This window comes from Brevibacterium sp. HMSC08F02, assembly GCF_001807555.1.
Classification (GTDB): domain Bacteria; phylum Actinomycetota; class Actinomycetes; order Actinomycetales; family Brevibacteriaceae; genus Brevibacterium; species Brevibacterium ravenspurgense.
Genome location: NZ_KV789361.1, coordinates 328777 through 345421, shown reverse-complemented (window position 1 = coordinate 345421; position 16645 = coordinate 328777). Strand labels below are relative to the sequence as shown.

Annotated in this window: 17 protein-coding genes and 1 pseudogene; all 18 read left to right on the top strand. The window is 62.4% G+C overall.

What is annotated here, in order from left to right:
* Positions 1-2: 2 nt before the first annotated feature.
* Positions 3-1616 carry a 4-alpha-glucanotransferase gene (locus tag HMPREF3172_RS07895; RefSeq protein ID WP_070516615.1) on the top strand — a complete coding sequence of 538 codons (1614 nt, stop codon included), beginning with the start codon at positions 3-5 and terminating at the stop codon, positions 1614-1616.
* Positions 1600-1905 (top strand): chorismate mutase, encoded by a 306-nt coding sequence (locus HMPREF3172_RS07890; RefSeq protein WP_019175394.1) that lies wholly within the window; start codon positions 1600-1602, stop codon positions 1903-1905. The genes HMPREF3172_RS07895 and HMPREF3172_RS07890 overlap by 17 nt, the downstream gene beginning before the upstream one ends.
* 153 nt (positions 1906-2058) lie before the next feature.
* Complete coding sequence (gene rplU / locus HMPREF3172_RS07885) at positions 2059-2367, top strand: 50S ribosomal protein L21 (RefSeq protein WP_019175393.1); 309 nt, start codon at positions 2059-2061, stop codon at positions 2365-2367.
* Positions 2368-2390: 23 nt separating this feature from the next.
* A complete protein-coding gene (gene rpmA / locus HMPREF3172_RS07880; RefSeq protein ID WP_070516613.1) occupies positions 2391-2642 on the top strand; it encodes a 50S ribosomal protein L27 in 252 nt (83 codons plus the stop codon).
* Between the two features lie 66 nt (positions 2643-2708).
* A complete protein-coding gene (gene obgE, locus HMPREF3172_RS07875) occupies positions 2709-4235 on the top strand; it encodes a GTPase ObgE (RefSeq protein WP_070516611.1) in 1527 nt (508 codons plus the stop codon).
* A gap of 3 nt (positions 4236-4238) precedes the next feature.
* Positions 4239-5375 carry a glutamate 5-kinase gene (gene proB / locus HMPREF3172_RS07870; RefSeq protein WP_070516609.1) on the top strand — a complete coding sequence of 379 codons (1137 nt, stop codon included), beginning with the start codon at positions 4239-4241 and terminating at the stop codon, positions 5373-5375.
* Position 5376: 1 nt separating this feature from the next.
* On the top strand, positions 5377-6666 hold the full coding sequence (locus tag HMPREF3172_RS07865) for a glutamate-5-semialdehyde dehydrogenase (RefSeq protein ID WP_019175389.1): 1290 nt from the start codon (positions 5377-5379) through the stop codon (positions 6664-6666).
* Positions 6667-6749: 83 nt separating this feature from the next.
* A complete protein-coding gene (locus tag HMPREF3172_RS10540; RefSeq protein WP_019175388.1) occupies positions 6750-6902 on the top strand; it encodes a hypothetical protein in 153 nt (50 codons plus the stop codon).
* Entirely contained in the window at positions 6902-7510 is a 609-nt protein-coding gene (gene nadD / locus HMPREF3172_RS07860; protein WP_370919344.1) for a nicotinate-nucleotide adenylyltransferase, read from the top strand. The genes HMPREF3172_RS10540 and nadD overlap by 1 nt, the downstream gene beginning before the upstream one ends.
* Positions 7503-8756 (top strand): hypothetical protein, encoded by a 1254-nt coding sequence (locus tag HMPREF3172_RS07855; protein ID WP_070516608.1) that lies wholly within the window; start codon positions 7503-7505, stop codon positions 8754-8756. Before nadD ends, HMPREF3172_RS07855 begins: the two co-directional genes overlap by 8 nt.
* A gap of 14 nt (positions 8757-8770) precedes the next feature.
* Positions 8771-9151 (top strand): ribosome silencing factor, encoded by a 381-nt coding sequence (gene rsfS, locus HMPREF3172_RS07850; RefSeq protein WP_019175386.1) that lies wholly within the window; start codon positions 8771-8773, stop codon positions 9149-9151.
* Between the two features lie 57 nt (positions 9152-9208).
* Entirely contained in the window at positions 9209-10378 is a 1170-nt protein-coding gene (locus HMPREF3172_RS07845) for a glycosyltransferase family 4 protein (protein WP_061942598.1), read from the top strand.
* Between the two features lie 99 nt (positions 10379-10477).
* Positions 10478-13543, top strand: coding sequence for a DUF4040 family protein (locus HMPREF3172_RS07840; RefSeq protein WP_070516607.1), 3066 nt, complete (start codon positions 10478-10480; stop codon positions 13541-13543).
* Positions 13540-13863: pseudogene (locus HMPREF3172_RS07835) on the top strand (sodium:proton antiporter); the annotation flags it as partial. The gene HMPREF3172_RS07840 and the pseudogene HMPREF3172_RS07835, both read left to right, overlap by 4 nt.
* 80 nt (positions 13864-13943) lie before the next feature.
* The gene (locus HMPREF3172_RS07830; protein ID WP_019175382.1) at positions 13944-15470 is read left to right on the top strand and encodes a proton-conducting transporter transmembrane domain-containing protein; all 1527 of its coding nucleotides are present in this window, start codon (positions 13944-13946) and stop codon (positions 15468-15470) included.
* Positions 15467-15832, top strand: a complete 366-nt coding sequence (locus HMPREF3172_RS07825; RefSeq protein WP_256173310.1) for a Na+/H+ antiporter subunit E — start codon at positions 15467-15469, stop codon at positions 15830-15832. Before HMPREF3172_RS07830 ends, HMPREF3172_RS07825 begins: the two co-directional genes overlap by 4 nt.
* Positions 15829-16089, top strand: a complete 261-nt coding sequence (locus HMPREF3172_RS07820; RefSeq protein ID WP_019175380.1) for a monovalent cation/H+ antiporter complex subunit F — start codon at positions 15829-15831, stop codon at positions 16087-16089. The genes HMPREF3172_RS07825 and HMPREF3172_RS07820 overlap by 4 nt, the downstream gene beginning before the upstream one ends.
* On the top strand, positions 16089-16481 hold the full coding sequence (locus HMPREF3172_RS07815) for a cation:proton antiporter (protein ID WP_061942603.1): 393 nt from the start codon (positions 16089-16091) through the stop codon (positions 16479-16481). Before HMPREF3172_RS07820 ends, HMPREF3172_RS07815 begins: the two co-directional genes overlap by 1 nt.
* The last annotated feature ends 164 nt before the right edge of the window (positions 16482-16645 follow it).

Here is a 16645-nt window from a genome sequence, read left to right as displayed (position 1 = left end):
CCGTGGCGGGGATCCTGCAGTCGGACATGACCGGGGGGATGCGCCGGCTGGCCGCCCTGCTCGGCATCGACGGAGAACGCGATGTCGCGGGCCGGCCGCTGTCTGATGACCAGCTGGCCGCCGCGCTGCAGGTTCTCGGCTTCGCAGCCGAGGACAGCAGTGAACTGCAGATCCTCATCGACCGCGAAAACCGCCGGCAGTGGCTCTCCGCCCTGCCGGCGGCTGTCGTTGCCGAAGCCGGCCATCCGGCGGCAGTGTCAGTGCGAACCGCCCACCCCGCCACCGCATCGGTGTCGACAGTCGGACTCAGCGGCGAACCGGTTCCCGCGAACATCACCCCGACGATCACCGGAACGCAGACCGTGACGGCGGCAGGCGCCTCGGAAGTCCGGCACGAGTTCACGGCAATCACCCAGGCGCGTGAACCCGGTATTGGCGAAATCACGTGCGCGGTCGCCGGCACAGTCAGCCGTGCACCGCTCTTCGTGAGCGAAACTGCAGTGCAGCCAGGTGAGCGAGGCTTCGATCTGCACCTGGCATCAGCCCGCATGGGGCGTTCGTGGGGTGTGGGCGACTTCGCCGACCTGCGCGACATTGCGGTGCAGGCCGCCGCGGCCGGTGCTGAAACAATCGTGCTTTCCCCGGTGACCGCCTCTGCCGGATACGACCCTTTCGATGTGGAGAGCCGGTGTGCTCTCGACCCGCTGTACATCAGCATCACCGACACCCCGGAATACGGAACCGCGCAGAATGCCACCCGTCAGGCAGTCCGGGCGCTCGGCGTGGATCTTCTAGAAAGCTCTTCTCGCAACACACCGATGAACCCCGAACTGGTGCGCGAACGCAAACTTCGCGCCCTTCTGGCGCTGTACGAAGTTCCAGTGCGCACAAGCAGGCACGCTGAGTTCGCATCTTTCTGCGCGCAGGCTGGGCCCGGGCTGCGCGGATGGGCGGTATACCGCGCCATGCGGATGGACGCCTCGGTGCCCGAATCATCCGATGCGCGTGAAGTCCACATTTTTCAGGAGGAGCGATCCGACCTCGTCGACTTCTGGCTGTGGGTGCAGTTCATCGCCCGTGAGCAGTTCACTGCGGCTGTCGCGACTCCGGCGCAGCTGGGCTATGACCTGCGGGTTGCGGTGCGGCTGCCGAAGGCAGGCCGTATCGACGCGTGGGCTCTGCCCCAGGCTGTGCTCATCATTGGCGAGGGGGAGCGCTGCTGGATGCGGGGCGTGATTGCGGATGCGGACGCCGCCGATGCCGCGCTGGAGCCCCTGGAAGACACAGCTTTTCTGCTGGCAGGGGCCGATGTCATCACGGGAGCCGACTGCGAGACCGTTCCGGCTGCGGACACAGAGATTCGGATAGCAGAACCTGTTCTTCCCACGGCCATGGGTGCTCTTGCCAGCAGGTACGGCGGACGGCGCGTTCTTGACCGACAGCTGGAGGACTTCGCTGACCTCATGGGGGACAGAAGGCCGCGAAGCGAGCTGCCGTGGAGAATTCCCGTATGCGGAAACGGAAGAGATCCGCTCACGTCCCGTTCACTGGGTGAACACCTCCGAAAGTGGGGCGCATCCGCCGGTAGCATTGGGTTCCATGACGGAGATACCTGAAGAGCTGCAGCAGCTGCGCGACAGCATCGACAACCTTGATGCTGTGCTCATCCACATCATGGCCGAACGGTTCAAGCTCACTGAGAAAGTCGGCCACCTCAAAGCGTCCCAACAGCTGCCGCCGGCGGACCCCGAACGCGAACAGCGTCAGCTGGAACGTCTGCGCTCTCTGGCCGAAGCCAGCGGACTGGACCCGGAATTCGCAGAGGAGTTGCTCGGTTTCACGGTTGCGCACGTCATCCGCCGCCACCAGCGGATCGCGGAACAAGAGGCTCGCCAGTCGCTTTGACTTTCGGGGGCTGTGAAGATTAAGATTGCAGGTCGGTGCAATCGCATCACGGCGGACTTTTCCTCCTAATGGGCCATGGGCCAAGGGAAAGTCGCCGGTACGAATGCGGGCGGTGGAAACAGCCGCTCACAGCAGAAAAGAAGGGGACTGTTTATGGTCTACGCCATTGTCCGCGTCGGTGGTCACCAGGAAAAGGTGTCTGTCGGCGATGTCATCACCGTCAACCGGATCAAAGCCGAAGCCGGGGACTCCGTCGATCTTGACGTCGTTCTCCACGTGGACGGCGACACCGTAACCCACGCCCCGGAAGACGTGGCCAAGCTCAAGGTCAGCGCTGAAGTAGTCGACGAGCTTCGCGGCCCCAAGATCGTCATCCAGAAGTACAAGAACAAGACCGGCTACAAGCGTCGTCAGGGCCACCGCCAGGAACTCACGCGCCTCAAGATCACCGGCATCAAGTAAGCAGAACCCAGGAGTACTGAACTATGGCAACTAAGAAGGGTGCGAGCTCCACTCGCAACGGTCGTGATTCCAACGCCAAGCGCCTGGGTGTCAAGCGCTTCGGCGGTCAGCTGGTGAACAACGGCGAAATCCTCGTCCGCCAGCGCGGAACCAAGTTCCACCCCGGCGTCAACGTCGGACGCGGCGGCGACGACACACTGTTCGCGCTTGCTGCGGGAACCGTGGAATTCAGTCAGAAGCGCGGCCGCAAGACGGTCAGCGTCATTGCTGAATAAGAGAGTTTAGAATTGTGGGGCGAGTCGCAAAGCGGCTCGCCCCACATTCATTAGAAAGGGAATGCCGTGGCTGTCGAGTTCGTCGATCGCGTGACTCTTTTCCTCGCCGCCGGAAACGGGGGCGACGGGTGCACGTCTGTGCGTCGCGAGAAATTCAAACCGCTGGGCGGACCCGATGGCGGCAACGGCGGAGACGGCGGCGACATCATCTTCGAAGTCGATCCGCAGACCACAACGCTGCTGAGCTATCACCGCTCACCGCACATCAAAGCCGACAACGGCGCAGCCGGCTCCGGCGACCTGCGGCACGGAGCGAAGGCCGGCGACCGTGTTGTCCCTGTGCCCAACGGCACTGTCGTCAAGAGCCGCGATGGCGAAATCCTCGCAGACCTCGTGGGTGCAGGTGCGCGCTATGTTGCCGCTTCGGGTGGTCGCGGTGGCCTGGGCAATGCGGCTCTGGCGTCGACCAAGCGCAAAGCTCCTGGGTTCCACCTGCTGGGAACGCCGGGTGAAGAAGTCGATGTCGTCCTCGAACTGAAGACCGTCGCTGACATTGCGCTGGTCGGGTATCCGTCGGCGGGCAAGTCGAGCCTGATCGCAGCGCTGTCGGCCGCAAAGCCGAAAATCGCGGACTACCCGTTCACGACTCTCGTTCCCAACTTGGGCGTGGTGCAGGCCGGCAACACGCGCTTCACCGTTGCTGACGTTCCCGGCCTCATTCCCGGTGCAGCTCAGGGCAAGGGCCTTGGGCTGGACTTCCTGCGCCACATTGAGCGCTGTGCGGCTATCGTGCACGTGATCGACATGGCGACGTGGGAACCCGAGCGAGACCCCGTTAGCGACCTCAAAACGATTGAGGCTGAACTCGCAACCTACGAAGTCGATGTCGACCCCAGCGGCGACCTGCTTCCGCTCACTCAGCGCCCAACCCTGGTCGCATTGAACAAAACCGACATCCCCGACGGCAAAGACCTTGCCGACATCGTGCGGGCTGAATTGAATGAAGCGGGGTACCGCACCTTCGATATTTCGGCTGTGTCGCACGAAGGGCTGAAAGAACTGTCCTACGCGATGGCTGAAATCGTGCTCGAAGAGCGCAGCCGGCGAGCAGAACTCGATGGCGAACCTGCCCGCCAGGTCATCCGGCCGGCAGCGGTCGACCGCGGCGGGTCGTTCACCATCACTCCCGAGAGCGGTCCGGAAGGCGCCGTGTATCGAGTGCGCGGTGACAAGCCCGAACGCTGGATTCTGCAGACCGACTTCACGAATGACGAAGCCATCGGCTACCTGGGAGACCGTCTTCAAAGGCTCGGAATCGAGGAGGAGCTGTTCAAGCAGGGCGCGCACCCCGGCGACACGATTGTCATCGGTCCGGGTGAAGACGCTGTTGTCTTCGACTGGGATCCCACACTGCTGGGTGGGGGAGAGCCCCTGGGCAAACGCGGCAGCGACTCGCGTCTGGAAGAGAACCGTCGCGCCTCGCGGGCTGAGCGCAAGGCCGCATTCCACGAGCGGATGGACGCAAAGGCCGCCGCGCGTGCGGAACTCGAAGCTGAGCGCCTGGCTGAGAAGGCTCAGCGGGAGGCCGAATAGCCGTTGACTGATGCAGCAGCAGTGCGCGACTCCGTGCGTCGCGCCGAAACAATCGTCGTCAAGGTCGGGTCGTCGTCGATTACCGATGAGGGCGGCCTTAATCGAGCCCGTCTGGTCGAGCTGACAGACATCATCGGCAAACTGCACGATGCGGGCAAGAGGGTCATCCTTGTGACCTCCGGGGCCGTGGCAACGGGTCTTGGGCCCATGCCGATCGAGCAGCGCCCGTCTGATCTTCCGACCCTGCAGGCTGCCGCTGCTGTTGGGCAGAGCCTGCTCATGACGGCCTACACGGAAGAACTCGCAGGCCACGGGGTAGTGACAGCCCAGGTCCTCCTGACGGTGGACGACATGGTGCGCCGCTCCACGTACCGCAACGCACAGAACACCATCAACCGTCTTCTGGCGATGAATATTCTGCCGATCGTCAACGAAAACGACGCCGTGGCAACTGATGAACTGCGCTTTGGCGACAACGACCGTCTTGCCGCGCTGGTAGCGCAGATGGCACACGCCGAGGCGCTGGTTCTGCTGTCGGACGTGCCCTCTCTTCTGTCGGCGCCTCCGGAAGACGCTTCAGCGGTGCACATTCCCTTTGTCGCTGGTCCTGAGGATCTCGCCTCGCTCACCATCGGCGGCAGCGGCAGTGCTGTCGGCACTGGCGGCATGGCGACAAAGGTCCATGCTGCGGTGATCGCGGCAGACTCCGGGATTCCCAGCGTCCTGACGTCTTTTGATCTGGCAGTCTCTGCTGTTCGCGGGGAGGACGTTGGCACGTACTTCGGTCCCACGCACTCTAGGCGCCAGACGCGTCTGCTGTGGCTTGCGCACCTTGCTGAGCCAACAGGCTCCATTCGTGTTGACGCCGGTGCCGCCAAAGCCCTCACCGAGGGCGGCAAATCGCTTCTTGCCGCCGGTGTTGTTGATGTTTCCGGACGCTTCGAAGCGGGCGAGCCGGTCGATATTGTTGATCCGCGCGGAACGCGCTTGGCGCGCGGACTCCCGAACTTCAGCGCGGACGAACTTCCGCAGATGTTCGGTCTGAGCAAGAGTGAACTCGGTCGCCGCTTCGGCGTATCGTTCCAAAGGGAAGTCGTTCACCGAAACGACATGATTCTGACAAAGAATGGGACAGTGTGACATGACGGAAACCACTGACATCGATCCCAAGATCGAACGGGCGGTCACTCGCGTCGCCGCGGCTGCCAAAACGGCCTCGGCGGTTGTGTCGACCGCATCGACCAAGGACAAGAACGCGGCCCTTGAGGCGATCGCGCAGACCTTGGAAGACAACATCGACGACATCGTGGCAGCGAGTGCCGAAGACATCGAAACTGCAAAGAAGCGCGGTTTTTCTGATTCGCTGCTGGATCGCCTGGAGCTCAACGAGCAGCGTGTGCGCGGCATCGCGGCCGCTGTGCGCCACGTGATCGGCCTGGCTGACCCGGTTGGTGACATCGTCAGCGGCCGCACCCTGCCCAACGGCATCAACCTCATGCAGAAGCGCGTGCCCATGGGCGTGGTCGGCGCGATTTACGAGGCACGGCCCAACGTCACCGTTGACATTGCGGCACTGGCCCTCAAGGCCGGCAACGCGGTTATCCTGCGCGGCGGTTCCGCGGCGATTTCGGCGAACACTCTGCTGGTTGAGCTTCTGCGCAAGGCCGTAGCCTCGGCAGGCCTGCCGGCCGACACCGTTTCGAGTATCGATGCCTGGGGCCGCGAAGGGGCCGCGGTGCTGATGCAGGCACGTGACTACGTAGACCTGCTGATTCCGCGCGGAGGTCCGGAGCTCATCCAGCGCGTCGTGCAAGACTCGATCGTGCCCGTCATTGAAACGGGTGCCGGCAACACCCACATGTTCATTGACTCTTCTGCGCACGTCCGGATGGCCTCGGACCTTGTCCTCAATGCGAAGACTCACCGCCCGAGCGTGTGCAACGCGCTGGAAACACTGCTGGTGCACGAAAAGGCCGCCCGCCGTGTGATGCCGAGGATCCTTGAACGACTGCACGAGGCGGGGGTCACCATCCACGGTGATTCTGATGTTGCCGAATGCGCTCCGGAGGGCGTCCGTATCCGCCGTGTCACGCGCCGTGACTGGGCTAAGGAGTACCACGACCTTGAAATCGCAGTGCGGATCGTGTCGGACATCGACGAGGCGATCGAACACATTCGCGCCTACTCGACCGGCCACACCGATGTCATCGTGACCAACACGATCGCCAACGCCGACATCTTCGTCGACGCCATCGACTCCGCTGTCGTCGGGGTCAATGTGTCGACGAGGTTCACCGACGGCGGCGAATTCGGGCTGGGAGCAGAAGTCGGAATCTCCACTCAGAAGCTCCACGCGCGCGGCCCCATGGGGCTTGCAGAGCTCACAACCACCAAGTGGGTCATGCGCGGTTCAGGCCAGATCCGCAGCTGATTTCGACACGCCGAGCGGTACCGTCTGCCAACGGGTAAAGTGTTTCCCAAACAGACCACTCACACCTACATACAGGAGAAACAGTGAACGAGATTCTTCTCGCAGCAGCAGAACACGCGCACGAAGGCGCTGAACTTCCCATGGACCCGATCTGGTACGGCGCTACCGCGCTGGGCATCCTGCTGTTCCTGGGAATCGTCACTCTCAGCTGGAAGGGCATTTCCTACCGCCACTGATGATGAACCACGAAGCGCGCAGGGTCGGAGTGATGGGCGGAACATTCGATCCCATCCACAACGGCCACCTGGTTGCCGCCAGCGAAGTCGCGGCAAGGTTCGGGTTGGACGAAGTCATCTTCGTCCCCACGGGGCGCCCGTGGCAGAAGACCGGCAAGAACGTCAGCGATGCCGAGCATCGCTACCTCATGACCGTGATCGCCACGGCGTCCAACCCGCGCTTCACTGTTTCCCCCGTCGATGTCGATCGACCGGGAAACACATACACGATCGACACTCTGCGCGATCTCGCTGAAAAACTCGGCGAGGGCACCGAGATGTTCTTCATCACGGGCGCCGACGCGCTTGCCCAGATCCTGTCGTGGAAAGAAGTCGACGAGCTTTTTGAGCTCGCACATTTCGTCGGAGTCAGCCGACCCGGACACGAACTGTCGTCAGAAGGGCTTCCCCAGGACGGCGTGAGCCTCCTGCAGATCCCCGCACTGGCGATTTCGTCGACCGACTGTCGCGACAGGGTGCTTGACGACCTCCCGGTGTGGTACCTCGTACCGGACGGCGTCGTGCAATACATCGCAAAACACAACCTCTACAGGAGTGAAATTGGCTGAGCAGTACCGAACCCGACGCGAACGGCGGGAAGCTGAACGCCGCGCCGCGGAAGCCGCGGCTGCTGCTCAGGACTCTGCAGAAGGCTCAGTCGAAGACACTCCGAAAGAAGAGCCGGCACCGGCCAAGCTGACAGTCAAACCGCAGACACCCGCAACGGCGCCCGCCGCACCGGCCACATCGGCACGCCCAGTCGAACCTGCACCCGCCCGCCCTGCTCAGCAGATGCAGGACACGCAGCAGACCCAGCAGGCGCCTCGCGTTCAGAATGAGCCTGACCCGCGCCCCACCGAAAAGATGCAGCCCATCGGCACGGTGCCAGCGCCGGGTCCTGCAAAACCAGAAGAGGTTCCCGGTGAACCGGAGGCCCCCAGCGCACCGGCGACCCGGGCCGCAGGTTCGTCTGAAAAGCCTGAAATGCCGCAGTTCCAAACCAGGGCTGAACGCCGACGCTACATGCGCGAACACGGACTTGAGCCGGCCCCAGTCGACGCGGACCAGGCGCCGCAGGAGTCCTCGCCGGCGCCCACGAAGCCAGTCGAGACTCAGCAGAAGGAAGCGCACGCGGACAAGAGCCCCGCTCCCGTCGTGAAGAAGGCTCCTGTGACGCCGGCTCCTGGCGCACAGCAGAGCCACGAACCGGAAACCTCTGAAGCCCAGGCGGAAACAGCCGTCGACGCTCCGAAGAGTCAAGACGACGCTCCGAAGGGTCCCGAGGCCCCGAAGGGCCAAGACGACGCTGCGAAGGCTCCCGAGGCCCCGAAGTCGGAAGACTGGGTGGCTCGCCGACAGGCCGCGAGCAAGCCGCGGGAACGCCGCGCACCGGTAGTCAAGCCCAATACGCAGGGCATCACGGTTGTCTCTGCGCCTTCTGCCGCCCCTGGCGTCGCTGAAGCCAAGGACGGTAACGGCAGCGCCGATCACGACGTCAAGCCTGCCGTAGACAGCAAGGCCGCACCCGAAAAATCGCAGCCGGCCCAGGACTTCCGTCGTGCCGCATCCGGTCCTGCGACCATGCCGATTGAATCGGTCGCCATTTCGCCTGAAGAAAGCCAGATGCTCCAGGCTGATGAAGGCGAAGAGGTCGAGAACCCTCCCGCAGGCCCCATGAAAGCCCGTGACATCACCTACGGCGACGGCGAGATTCTCGTCGGCGACCGTCCATCCGCGCTTCCTTACATTGTCCTGGGGGTCGGCGGCCTCGTTGCCATCGTCCTCATCGTCATCGCCCTCATCATGCTCTTCTGAACAGAAAGGTCACAGTGCCCGCAACTGACACGGCAAAAGAGCTGGCCCGCACGGCCGCTCAGGCAGCATCCGACAGGCTCGCAACTGACATCACCGCAATCGACGTCGCAGACAATCTGGTGCTCACAGATGCCTTTGTCATCGCATCAGCATCCAACGAACGACAGGTGCACGCTGTCGTTGACAACATCGAAGAACAGCTGCTGCGCAGGCACCAGATCAAGCCGATTCGCCGTGAGGGCACAGGAGAGAACCGGTGGGTGCTCGTCGACTTCGGCGATATCACTGTGCACGTGTTCCACGAAGACGACAGGGAATACTACGGCCTCGACAAACTGTGGGGCGACTGCGCGACTATCGAGCTCCCGGAGCTTGAATCGCAGAACGCGCAGTGACCGCGCGCTTTACCTCGGTGCGCCCGGGCGCCTTCTCATCGTGAACAAGGCGGTTTTGTGAAGTTCCTGTTGGTGTGCGATTACGACCTCGACTATGTCGGCGGGGCACAGACGGCTTTTCTTACGCAGGCAGGGGCTCTGCACGATGCCGGGCACAGTGTGGCCGTCATGGCGCCCCGTGCGCGCCAGGCACCGGGTCTCCCTGAGGTCGAGGTGATCAACCCACCGAGCACGGTCCGCATTCCCGGTGCGGGTCTGCCGGTGTACTTCTTCGGTCGCGGTTTGGCGCGCTGGATGAGGCGGGTGCTGATGGCAGCTGCACCGGATGTGGTCATTGTGCATTCGGAATTCGGGCTTGCCGCTGCGGCCGTCGCAACCGCCAAGAGCTTGGGGATTATCACACTGCACACGGTGCACACTTTCTTTTGGCAAGCACCTAAGTCGGCTGGGCCGGCTGCACCTGCGATGCGAGGCCTCTACCGGCTTTTCACTCGGCAGAAGACCCCAAAGTCAAAGCTTGCTGACCGGCCTGCAGATTCAGCCTTGCGAGCGATGACTCTGGCCATGGCCCAGCACACTGATGTCGTCCTCTCACCGTCGAAGCACCAGGCACAGAAGCTGATTGAGGCCGGGGCCGGCAACGTTGTCGTTCTGTCCAACGCCGCCAAGCGGACAGCACACACCCGTCCTCTGCCTCGGCAGGTTCCGCTTCGGTTGGCGTGGGTCGGCCGCTTTGCTCCGGAAAAGCGCCTCGATGTTGCCCTTGAAGCCATGCAGATCCTTCTTGATCGCCAAGTGCCGGTGCTGCTCGAGGTCGCAGGCGGTGATCTTGACAGTCACCCGGCAAATGTCCGCTGCATAGGAACGGTTTCCCCGCAGCAGGTTGAGCAGCTGCTGGTGCGCAGTCACCTTGCGGTGCAGACCTCATTGGGCTTCGATAACCAGCCGATGGTCATGATCGAGGCGTGCGCTGCGAGTCGCGGCATTGTTGTAAGCGACCCCGTGCTGGCACGCGAGTTCGGAGATGCGACGATCCTCGCGTCTTCGCCGGACGCACAGGGTCTGGCAGACACTCTTGAAGCAGTTGTGGCTGAATGGTCAACGGTCGAAACCGCCGCGCGGGCAGCGGGGGAGAGAGCAAGCAACTCTGCTCCGGCAGCTCACGCGGAGAAGCTGGTTGAGCTCGTCGCGGCCGAATGCAGGAGGCAGGCTCAGCAGGGCTCTTAAGCACAACGAGGACCCTGGACCGGTTTCAGAGCACTGCCTGATGCCGGAGGTCGGGCTTGGTCCCGCCCGGATTGGTGATGGAGTCACGGCGCCGCTAAGATGTCCCTGACCTTTACCGATTCGCCGATGATGAAAGGCGCCTACGTGGAACTCGCATCGACACTTGGACTGTTGGGTGCGGTTGTTGTCCTCGTACCGCTCATTACGCGATTCTTCGGGCGCATTTCCGGCTGGATCATCGGAGCGGCATACATCGCAGCCGCGATTGTCTTCACTCCTGCTGCAACCGCAGTCTTTGCCGGCGGCACGCCATCGTGGTCTGTTGCCTGGGTCCCGGCGCTGGGCGCACGTGCCGCGCTGCAAGCCGATGGGCTCGGCGTCATCTTCACCTACATTGCGCTTCTCATCGGTGCGGTCGTGCTGTTCTATTCGACCCGCTATTTCCCGCCGGGCCGCACGACGAGCTTCTACTGGCTGATGGCGACCTTCACCTTCGCCATGGTCGGCCTCGTCCTCGCAGATGACCTCTTCCTGCTGTTTGTGTGCTGGGAAGTCACGTCGTTGGCCTCGTTTATGCTGATTGCCCGTTCGGGCCCGGCCGCATGGGCGCCGTCGCTGCGCACCATGTTTATGACGTTCTTCGGCGGTGTCCTGCTGTTGGCCGCAGTTGCGCTCATCGCGATGACGACGGGCACCACCTCGGTATCGGCAGCTCTGGCTTCAAGTGCCTGGTCGGATCTTCCGTGGCTTGCTCCGACGGCCGCTGTTTTGGTGGCGGTCGCGGCGTTTACGAAGTCGGCTCAGTTCCCGTTCCACGCGTGGCTGCCTGATGCGATGGCGGCCGCCACTCCGGTGAGTGCCTATCTGCATGCCGCGGCCGTTGTGAAGGCCGGTATTTTCCTGCTGTTTCGCTTTTCGCCCGCGTTCCATGACGTTGTCGTGTGGAATGTTCTGCTCACCACGGTGGGGCTCATCACGGTTGCTGTGGGCGGCTGGTTGGCGCTGACACAGGACGACGTCAAGAAGCTCATGGCGTTTTCCACGGTCAGCCAGCTGGGCCTCATTGTGGCGGCTGTTGGAGTTGGCACTCCGCTTGCGCTGACCGCCGGTCTTCTGCACGTTGTTGCCCACGCGATGTTCAAGTCGGGCCTGTTCATGATGGTCGGCGTCATCGACCACATCGGGCACACGCGGATCTTCGGCTCCATTCCGAAGCTTGCGCGTATTGCTCCCTTCAGTTTTGCCGTCACCGTCATCGGTGCGGCCTCCATGGCTGGCATTCCGCCTCTGATGGGCTTTGTGTCGAAGGAGGCGATCTTCTCCGGTCTGCTGTCAGCGGGTTCGGTCGCTGGTGTGGTTGCGCTCATCGCAGCGGCACTGGCATCGATTTTCACGATCGCCTACTGCGTGCGGATAGTGTTCGGTGCGTTCATTGACGGTCCGGAAGTCGACAAGTCTGAGCTCAGCCCGTCCGACCCGGTCATGTTCACCTTCGCTGCCCTGCCGATCCTCGCATCCGTTCCGCTCGTGTTCACTCTTGGCAGCCTCGAACGGTTCCTCACACCCGGTGTGGCTTCGTCTCTTGGTGAATCGGCAGATGTGCACCTGTCCCTGTGGCACGGATTCAATCTGGAACTTGCCGCGAGCATCGTCATCATCATCGCGGGTCTGGTTGTCATTGCCTTCCGCAGCAGGGTGTTTGCCGCTTTTGCCAAGTCCGGCCCGCCCATCACCACCGCGCAGGTTCTGCGCGGCATTCAGGGTGTCTTCCGCCGCTGTGGTGTGGTTCTCAACCGCTTCATCGGCTCCGAACGCGCGCTGCCGCACCTCACAGCTTCGTTTACGCTGCTTGCGATTGTCGTCTACGGCGGAGCGATTGCCGTTTTCGCCTCCGGTGGTGTGCCGCCCCTGCAGAAGAACCTCAACCGCACAATGGACGTTGTGCTCATGCTCGTCATCGGCTTTGCGGTCCTGTCGGTCTGTATGGCGCGTTCACGCCTGACCGCCACGATTTCTCTTTCCGCCGTCGGCATTTTGGCCACCGTGCAGCTCATGGCTCTTGGCGCACCGGATGTCACGCTGACTCAGCTGCTGGTCGAAGCCATGACGATCATCGTCTTCATGCTCGTTCTGCAGAAGCTGCCGAAGACCTTCTGGCGCTACCCCAAGCGCAAGCAGTTCGGCCGTGCTGTCTTCGCCGTTGTCGTCGGAGGCGCCATGGCGCTTGTGACGTTCCTTGTGTCCGGTCGTCGCGAGCGGTCCGAGATCGCCATGAAGTACCTCCACGAAGCTCCCGAAATCTCCGGTGGTGACAACATCGTCAACACGATCCTCGTGGAGTTCCGTGCCCTGGACACCCTCGGCGAACTCACTGTTCTCGGTATGGCCGGCATCGCGATCGTCGCTGTCATGTCGTCCGTCCGGGACCGCTACATCGACCCGCCGGCCTCCGAAATCGCGGAAGTTCCGCGCAAGCCGTGGGTTGCGGTGCGGCCCAAGGGCACCGTCGCGCACCGCGCGGTCTTCGAAGCCTGGCCCAACCTCGTTGCTCTGCGCCTGACGTTCAAGGTTGCGGCACCGATTCTTGCACTGACCTCGTTCATCATCTTCATGCGCGGTCACAATGAGCCCGGTGGCGGCTTTATTGCCGCTCTGGTTGGTTCAGCGATTATCGGCTTGGCTTACATGGCCACATCGAACGACCGTGCTATCGGTCCGCCGCGCCTGCCGCTGTACCTGATCGGCGGCGGTGTCATGACTGCGGTGATGACCGGCTTCCTCAACTTGGTGATGACAGGTTCGTTCCTCGAGCCAGCCCACGGTCACTTCGCTGGGCAGCACTGGACCACGTCGATGATCTTCGATGTCGGTGTCTACCTCGCGGTTGTCGGCCTCATCCTCGTGTCCTTCAACCTGCTGGGCACCTCGGACTCCGCCTTCACGCCGGCCGGTTCGGACGTTCTCACCGGTGGTCGTATGCACCGTGACGTCGACTTCGAACGTACGCGCGAACGCACAGACGAAATGGTTCACGGTGAACTCTCCGGTCCGCTCGACGCAGTCCGGGCGCAAAGGCCGACAGCCCGGCAGCGCCTGCGGCCCGGCAGGAGCTTGGGCGTTGTTGATCAGCAGGAAGCAGACCAGAAGAACGGAGGCCGACAGTGATTCTTTCGATCACCATCGGAATCCTGACCGCCGGCGGGGTGTACCTCATGATGCAGCGGTCGATGGTCCGCGCCGTTTTCGGCTTGGCACTCGTTTCGCACGCCGCCAACTTTGCACTCCTGGCTTCCGGCGTTTCTGCGTGGCGCCACGAACCGCTGGGCGGCCGGTCCCTTCCGGCTGATGCGGCTGACCCGCTGCCGCAGGCCTTTGTGCTTACTGCGATCGTCATTACGCTGGCGGTGACCATCTTCATGCTTGCTCTGGCTGTTCTCGGCCACGATGACGACCAGAAGACGATCCCCGAAACCGGGGAAATCCGCGAAGGCGATGTCACTGAGGACGAACTGCTGAGCGACTCGGCTCTTGCCGAGGTGAAGCAGGGACTCAGGGAGGGCGAAGCATGAGTGCCGCTCTTCTCACAGTTCTTGTTGGGCTGCCGCTTTTCGGCACCGCCCTGACTGTTCTCATACGTCGCCGCTGGCTCGACATCGTCGCAATGCTCGGCATTCCGCTCATCAATGCGGCAGCCGCTGTGTACATGCTGATGGCGACGATCGACGGGAGCGTCTACGCAGAGAACGTCGGCGCCTATGAGGGCGGTCTGGCCATTCCGTTTGTTGTCGATGCGTTCTCAGCTCTCATGGTGCTGGTCACGTCACTTGCCGCGGTGGTGTGCTGCTGGTTCCTCGTCGTGACCGGCGAAGATCAGTACAGGTTCCTGCCGTCACTTGTGCTCATGATGATGGCCGGCGTCACCGGAGCGTTCCTCACCGGCGACCTCTTCAACTTCTTCGTCATGGTTGAGGTCATGGTTCTTCCCAGCTATGCCCTCATCGCTGTGACGGGTACGTGGAAGCGCTTGGGCGTGGGCCGTATGTTCGTCATGGTCAACCTGCTGACCTCGACGCTTCTGGTCATCGGCGTTGGATTTGTCTATGCCGCACTGGGCACCGTCAACATCGCCGTGCTCGCGCAGATGGGCATGAACGGTGACATTACTGCCCAGGGCGGTCTGGGCCTGGCAATTGTCGTGACTGCTCTCGGCATCAAAGCGGGCTTTGTTCCCGTCCACGGATGGCTCGTTCGGTCCTACCCGGACACGTCTGCTGGCATGATGGCCCTGTTCTCGGCTCTGCACACAAAGGTCGGCCTCTACGGCATATACCGCGTGTACACCGTGGCCTACGGTTCGACGAACTCGTGGCAGATCCCTCTTGCGATCGTCGCCGTTGTCACGATTCTGACCGCGACCCTGTCGGCATGGGGCATCAACCGCATGCGCAATGTGCTTGCGTTCATGATGACCGACGGTGTCGGCCACATCCTCATCGGTGCTTCTCTGCTGACAGTTGCATCGCTTTCGGCCGGTATGTTCTACATGGTCCACCACATCATCACGATGGCCGGTCTGCTGCTGCTGACCGGAGCGATTGAACAGACCTACGGTACAGGCGCTTTCCGCCGCCTGTCTGGCCTGGCTTTCCGCGATCGCTGGACTGCGGTGTTCTACGTACTGGGTCTGCTTTCTCTTGTCGGCCTGCCGCCGACATCTGGCCTGTGGGGCAAGCTCGGCATCGTGCGCTCAGCGGCAGAGAACCCCGGACCGCTCGGCTTCACCTTCATTGGGGTTATCGTGCTTGGCGCCTGCATTACGGTGCTGGCCCTGCAGCGCATGTGGCGCAACACCTTCTGGGGTGGCGCTATGAGCAGCTACCGTCCAGACTCTTCGAGCACCGGTCGCGCGGCCTTGACAGACCTGCCCGCTGACGTGCGGATCCCCGCCAAACTTCTGGCTCCGGGCGCGTCGCTCATCGTCGTGTCCGTTGCCCTGTTCTTCGGCGCCGGCGCTCTTGCCGAAGTCACAAACGCCGCAGCCGAATCCATGCTTGACTACGCTCCCTACGTCGAGGCGGTGCTGGGACGATGATGAAGCCTCTGCACCTGATTGCCTACGCCCTGTGGATCTTCAAGGAGATCCTCCTGGGTACGTGGGATGTTCTGTCAAACCTGCCGCGCAAACCCTACGGCAACCCGATGATCGTTCAGCTGCCGCTGCGCTGCGTCACCGATTTTGAAATCACGTCAATGGCCCAGTCGATCACGATCACGCCGGGCACCCTCGTGGTCGCAACGGCATCCGGCACGTCGAAGACGCCGCCGACGCTGTTCGTCCACTCGCTGTTCGGGGACTCCGAACAGGAAGTGCTCGACGGCCTTTACGACATGGAGGACAGGCTGCTCAAAGCCCTGCGCGGCGAAGTTCCTCCGCGAAGGAGCGATCAGCAGTGACTGTCATCATCTGGATCTGCATCGGCATTCTCGCCTGCACGATCGTTTTGGGTCTCATCCGTGTTCTCACCGCTAAGGAAAGCGGTTCGCGGGCGATCATCGGTGACCTCGTCTACTTCTGCGCGGTCGGCATTCTGGTGTTCATCGCGATGCTCGTGAACCTCTCTATTCTGTTAGATGTGATCTTCCTGGCGTCGCTGCTGGGCATTCTGTCGACAATTGCGCTTTCGCGAATTCTCACCAGGGGGCACCGCTGATGCAAACCCTCGCCGTCGTTCTCGTGGGCATCTTCGGGATTGGGGGAAGCCTCATCCTGCTGGGCACCGTTATTGCCATGTTCCGTGCGCGCGATGCTCTCAGTCGGATCAATGTGTTCTCGCCGGGCACCGGCCTGGCCATGCCGATGATCCTCGCCTCGGCTTATGTCTTCACGCTCAGCACTGAGGGCTTTAAGATTCTGCACCTGATCATGGCCATCCTGGGCTTCCTGTCCCTGATCGTCGTATCGAGTGTCGCCTCGAACGTGCTGTCGCGTGCCGTTTACGTGTCCGGTTCGCCTGTCAGCCGCAAAACTGTGGTCAACCGTCTGGCCGAACCCGGTCGTCTGCGGGATGCCGCAGACGTCGATGAGTTCAAGCCCTACGACTGATCCCGGCTGCTGAGCTCTGCGCCATCGGGAATCGTGTACCCGACGCCTGTCAGCACACACGACAGAAACAGCGAACGCAGAACAGCCCGCACACATGACAAAGCCGGCGTTCTCGTAAGGACGCCGGCTTTGGTCTGTTAGAGCTTAGGGAGTGTCAGTCGAGT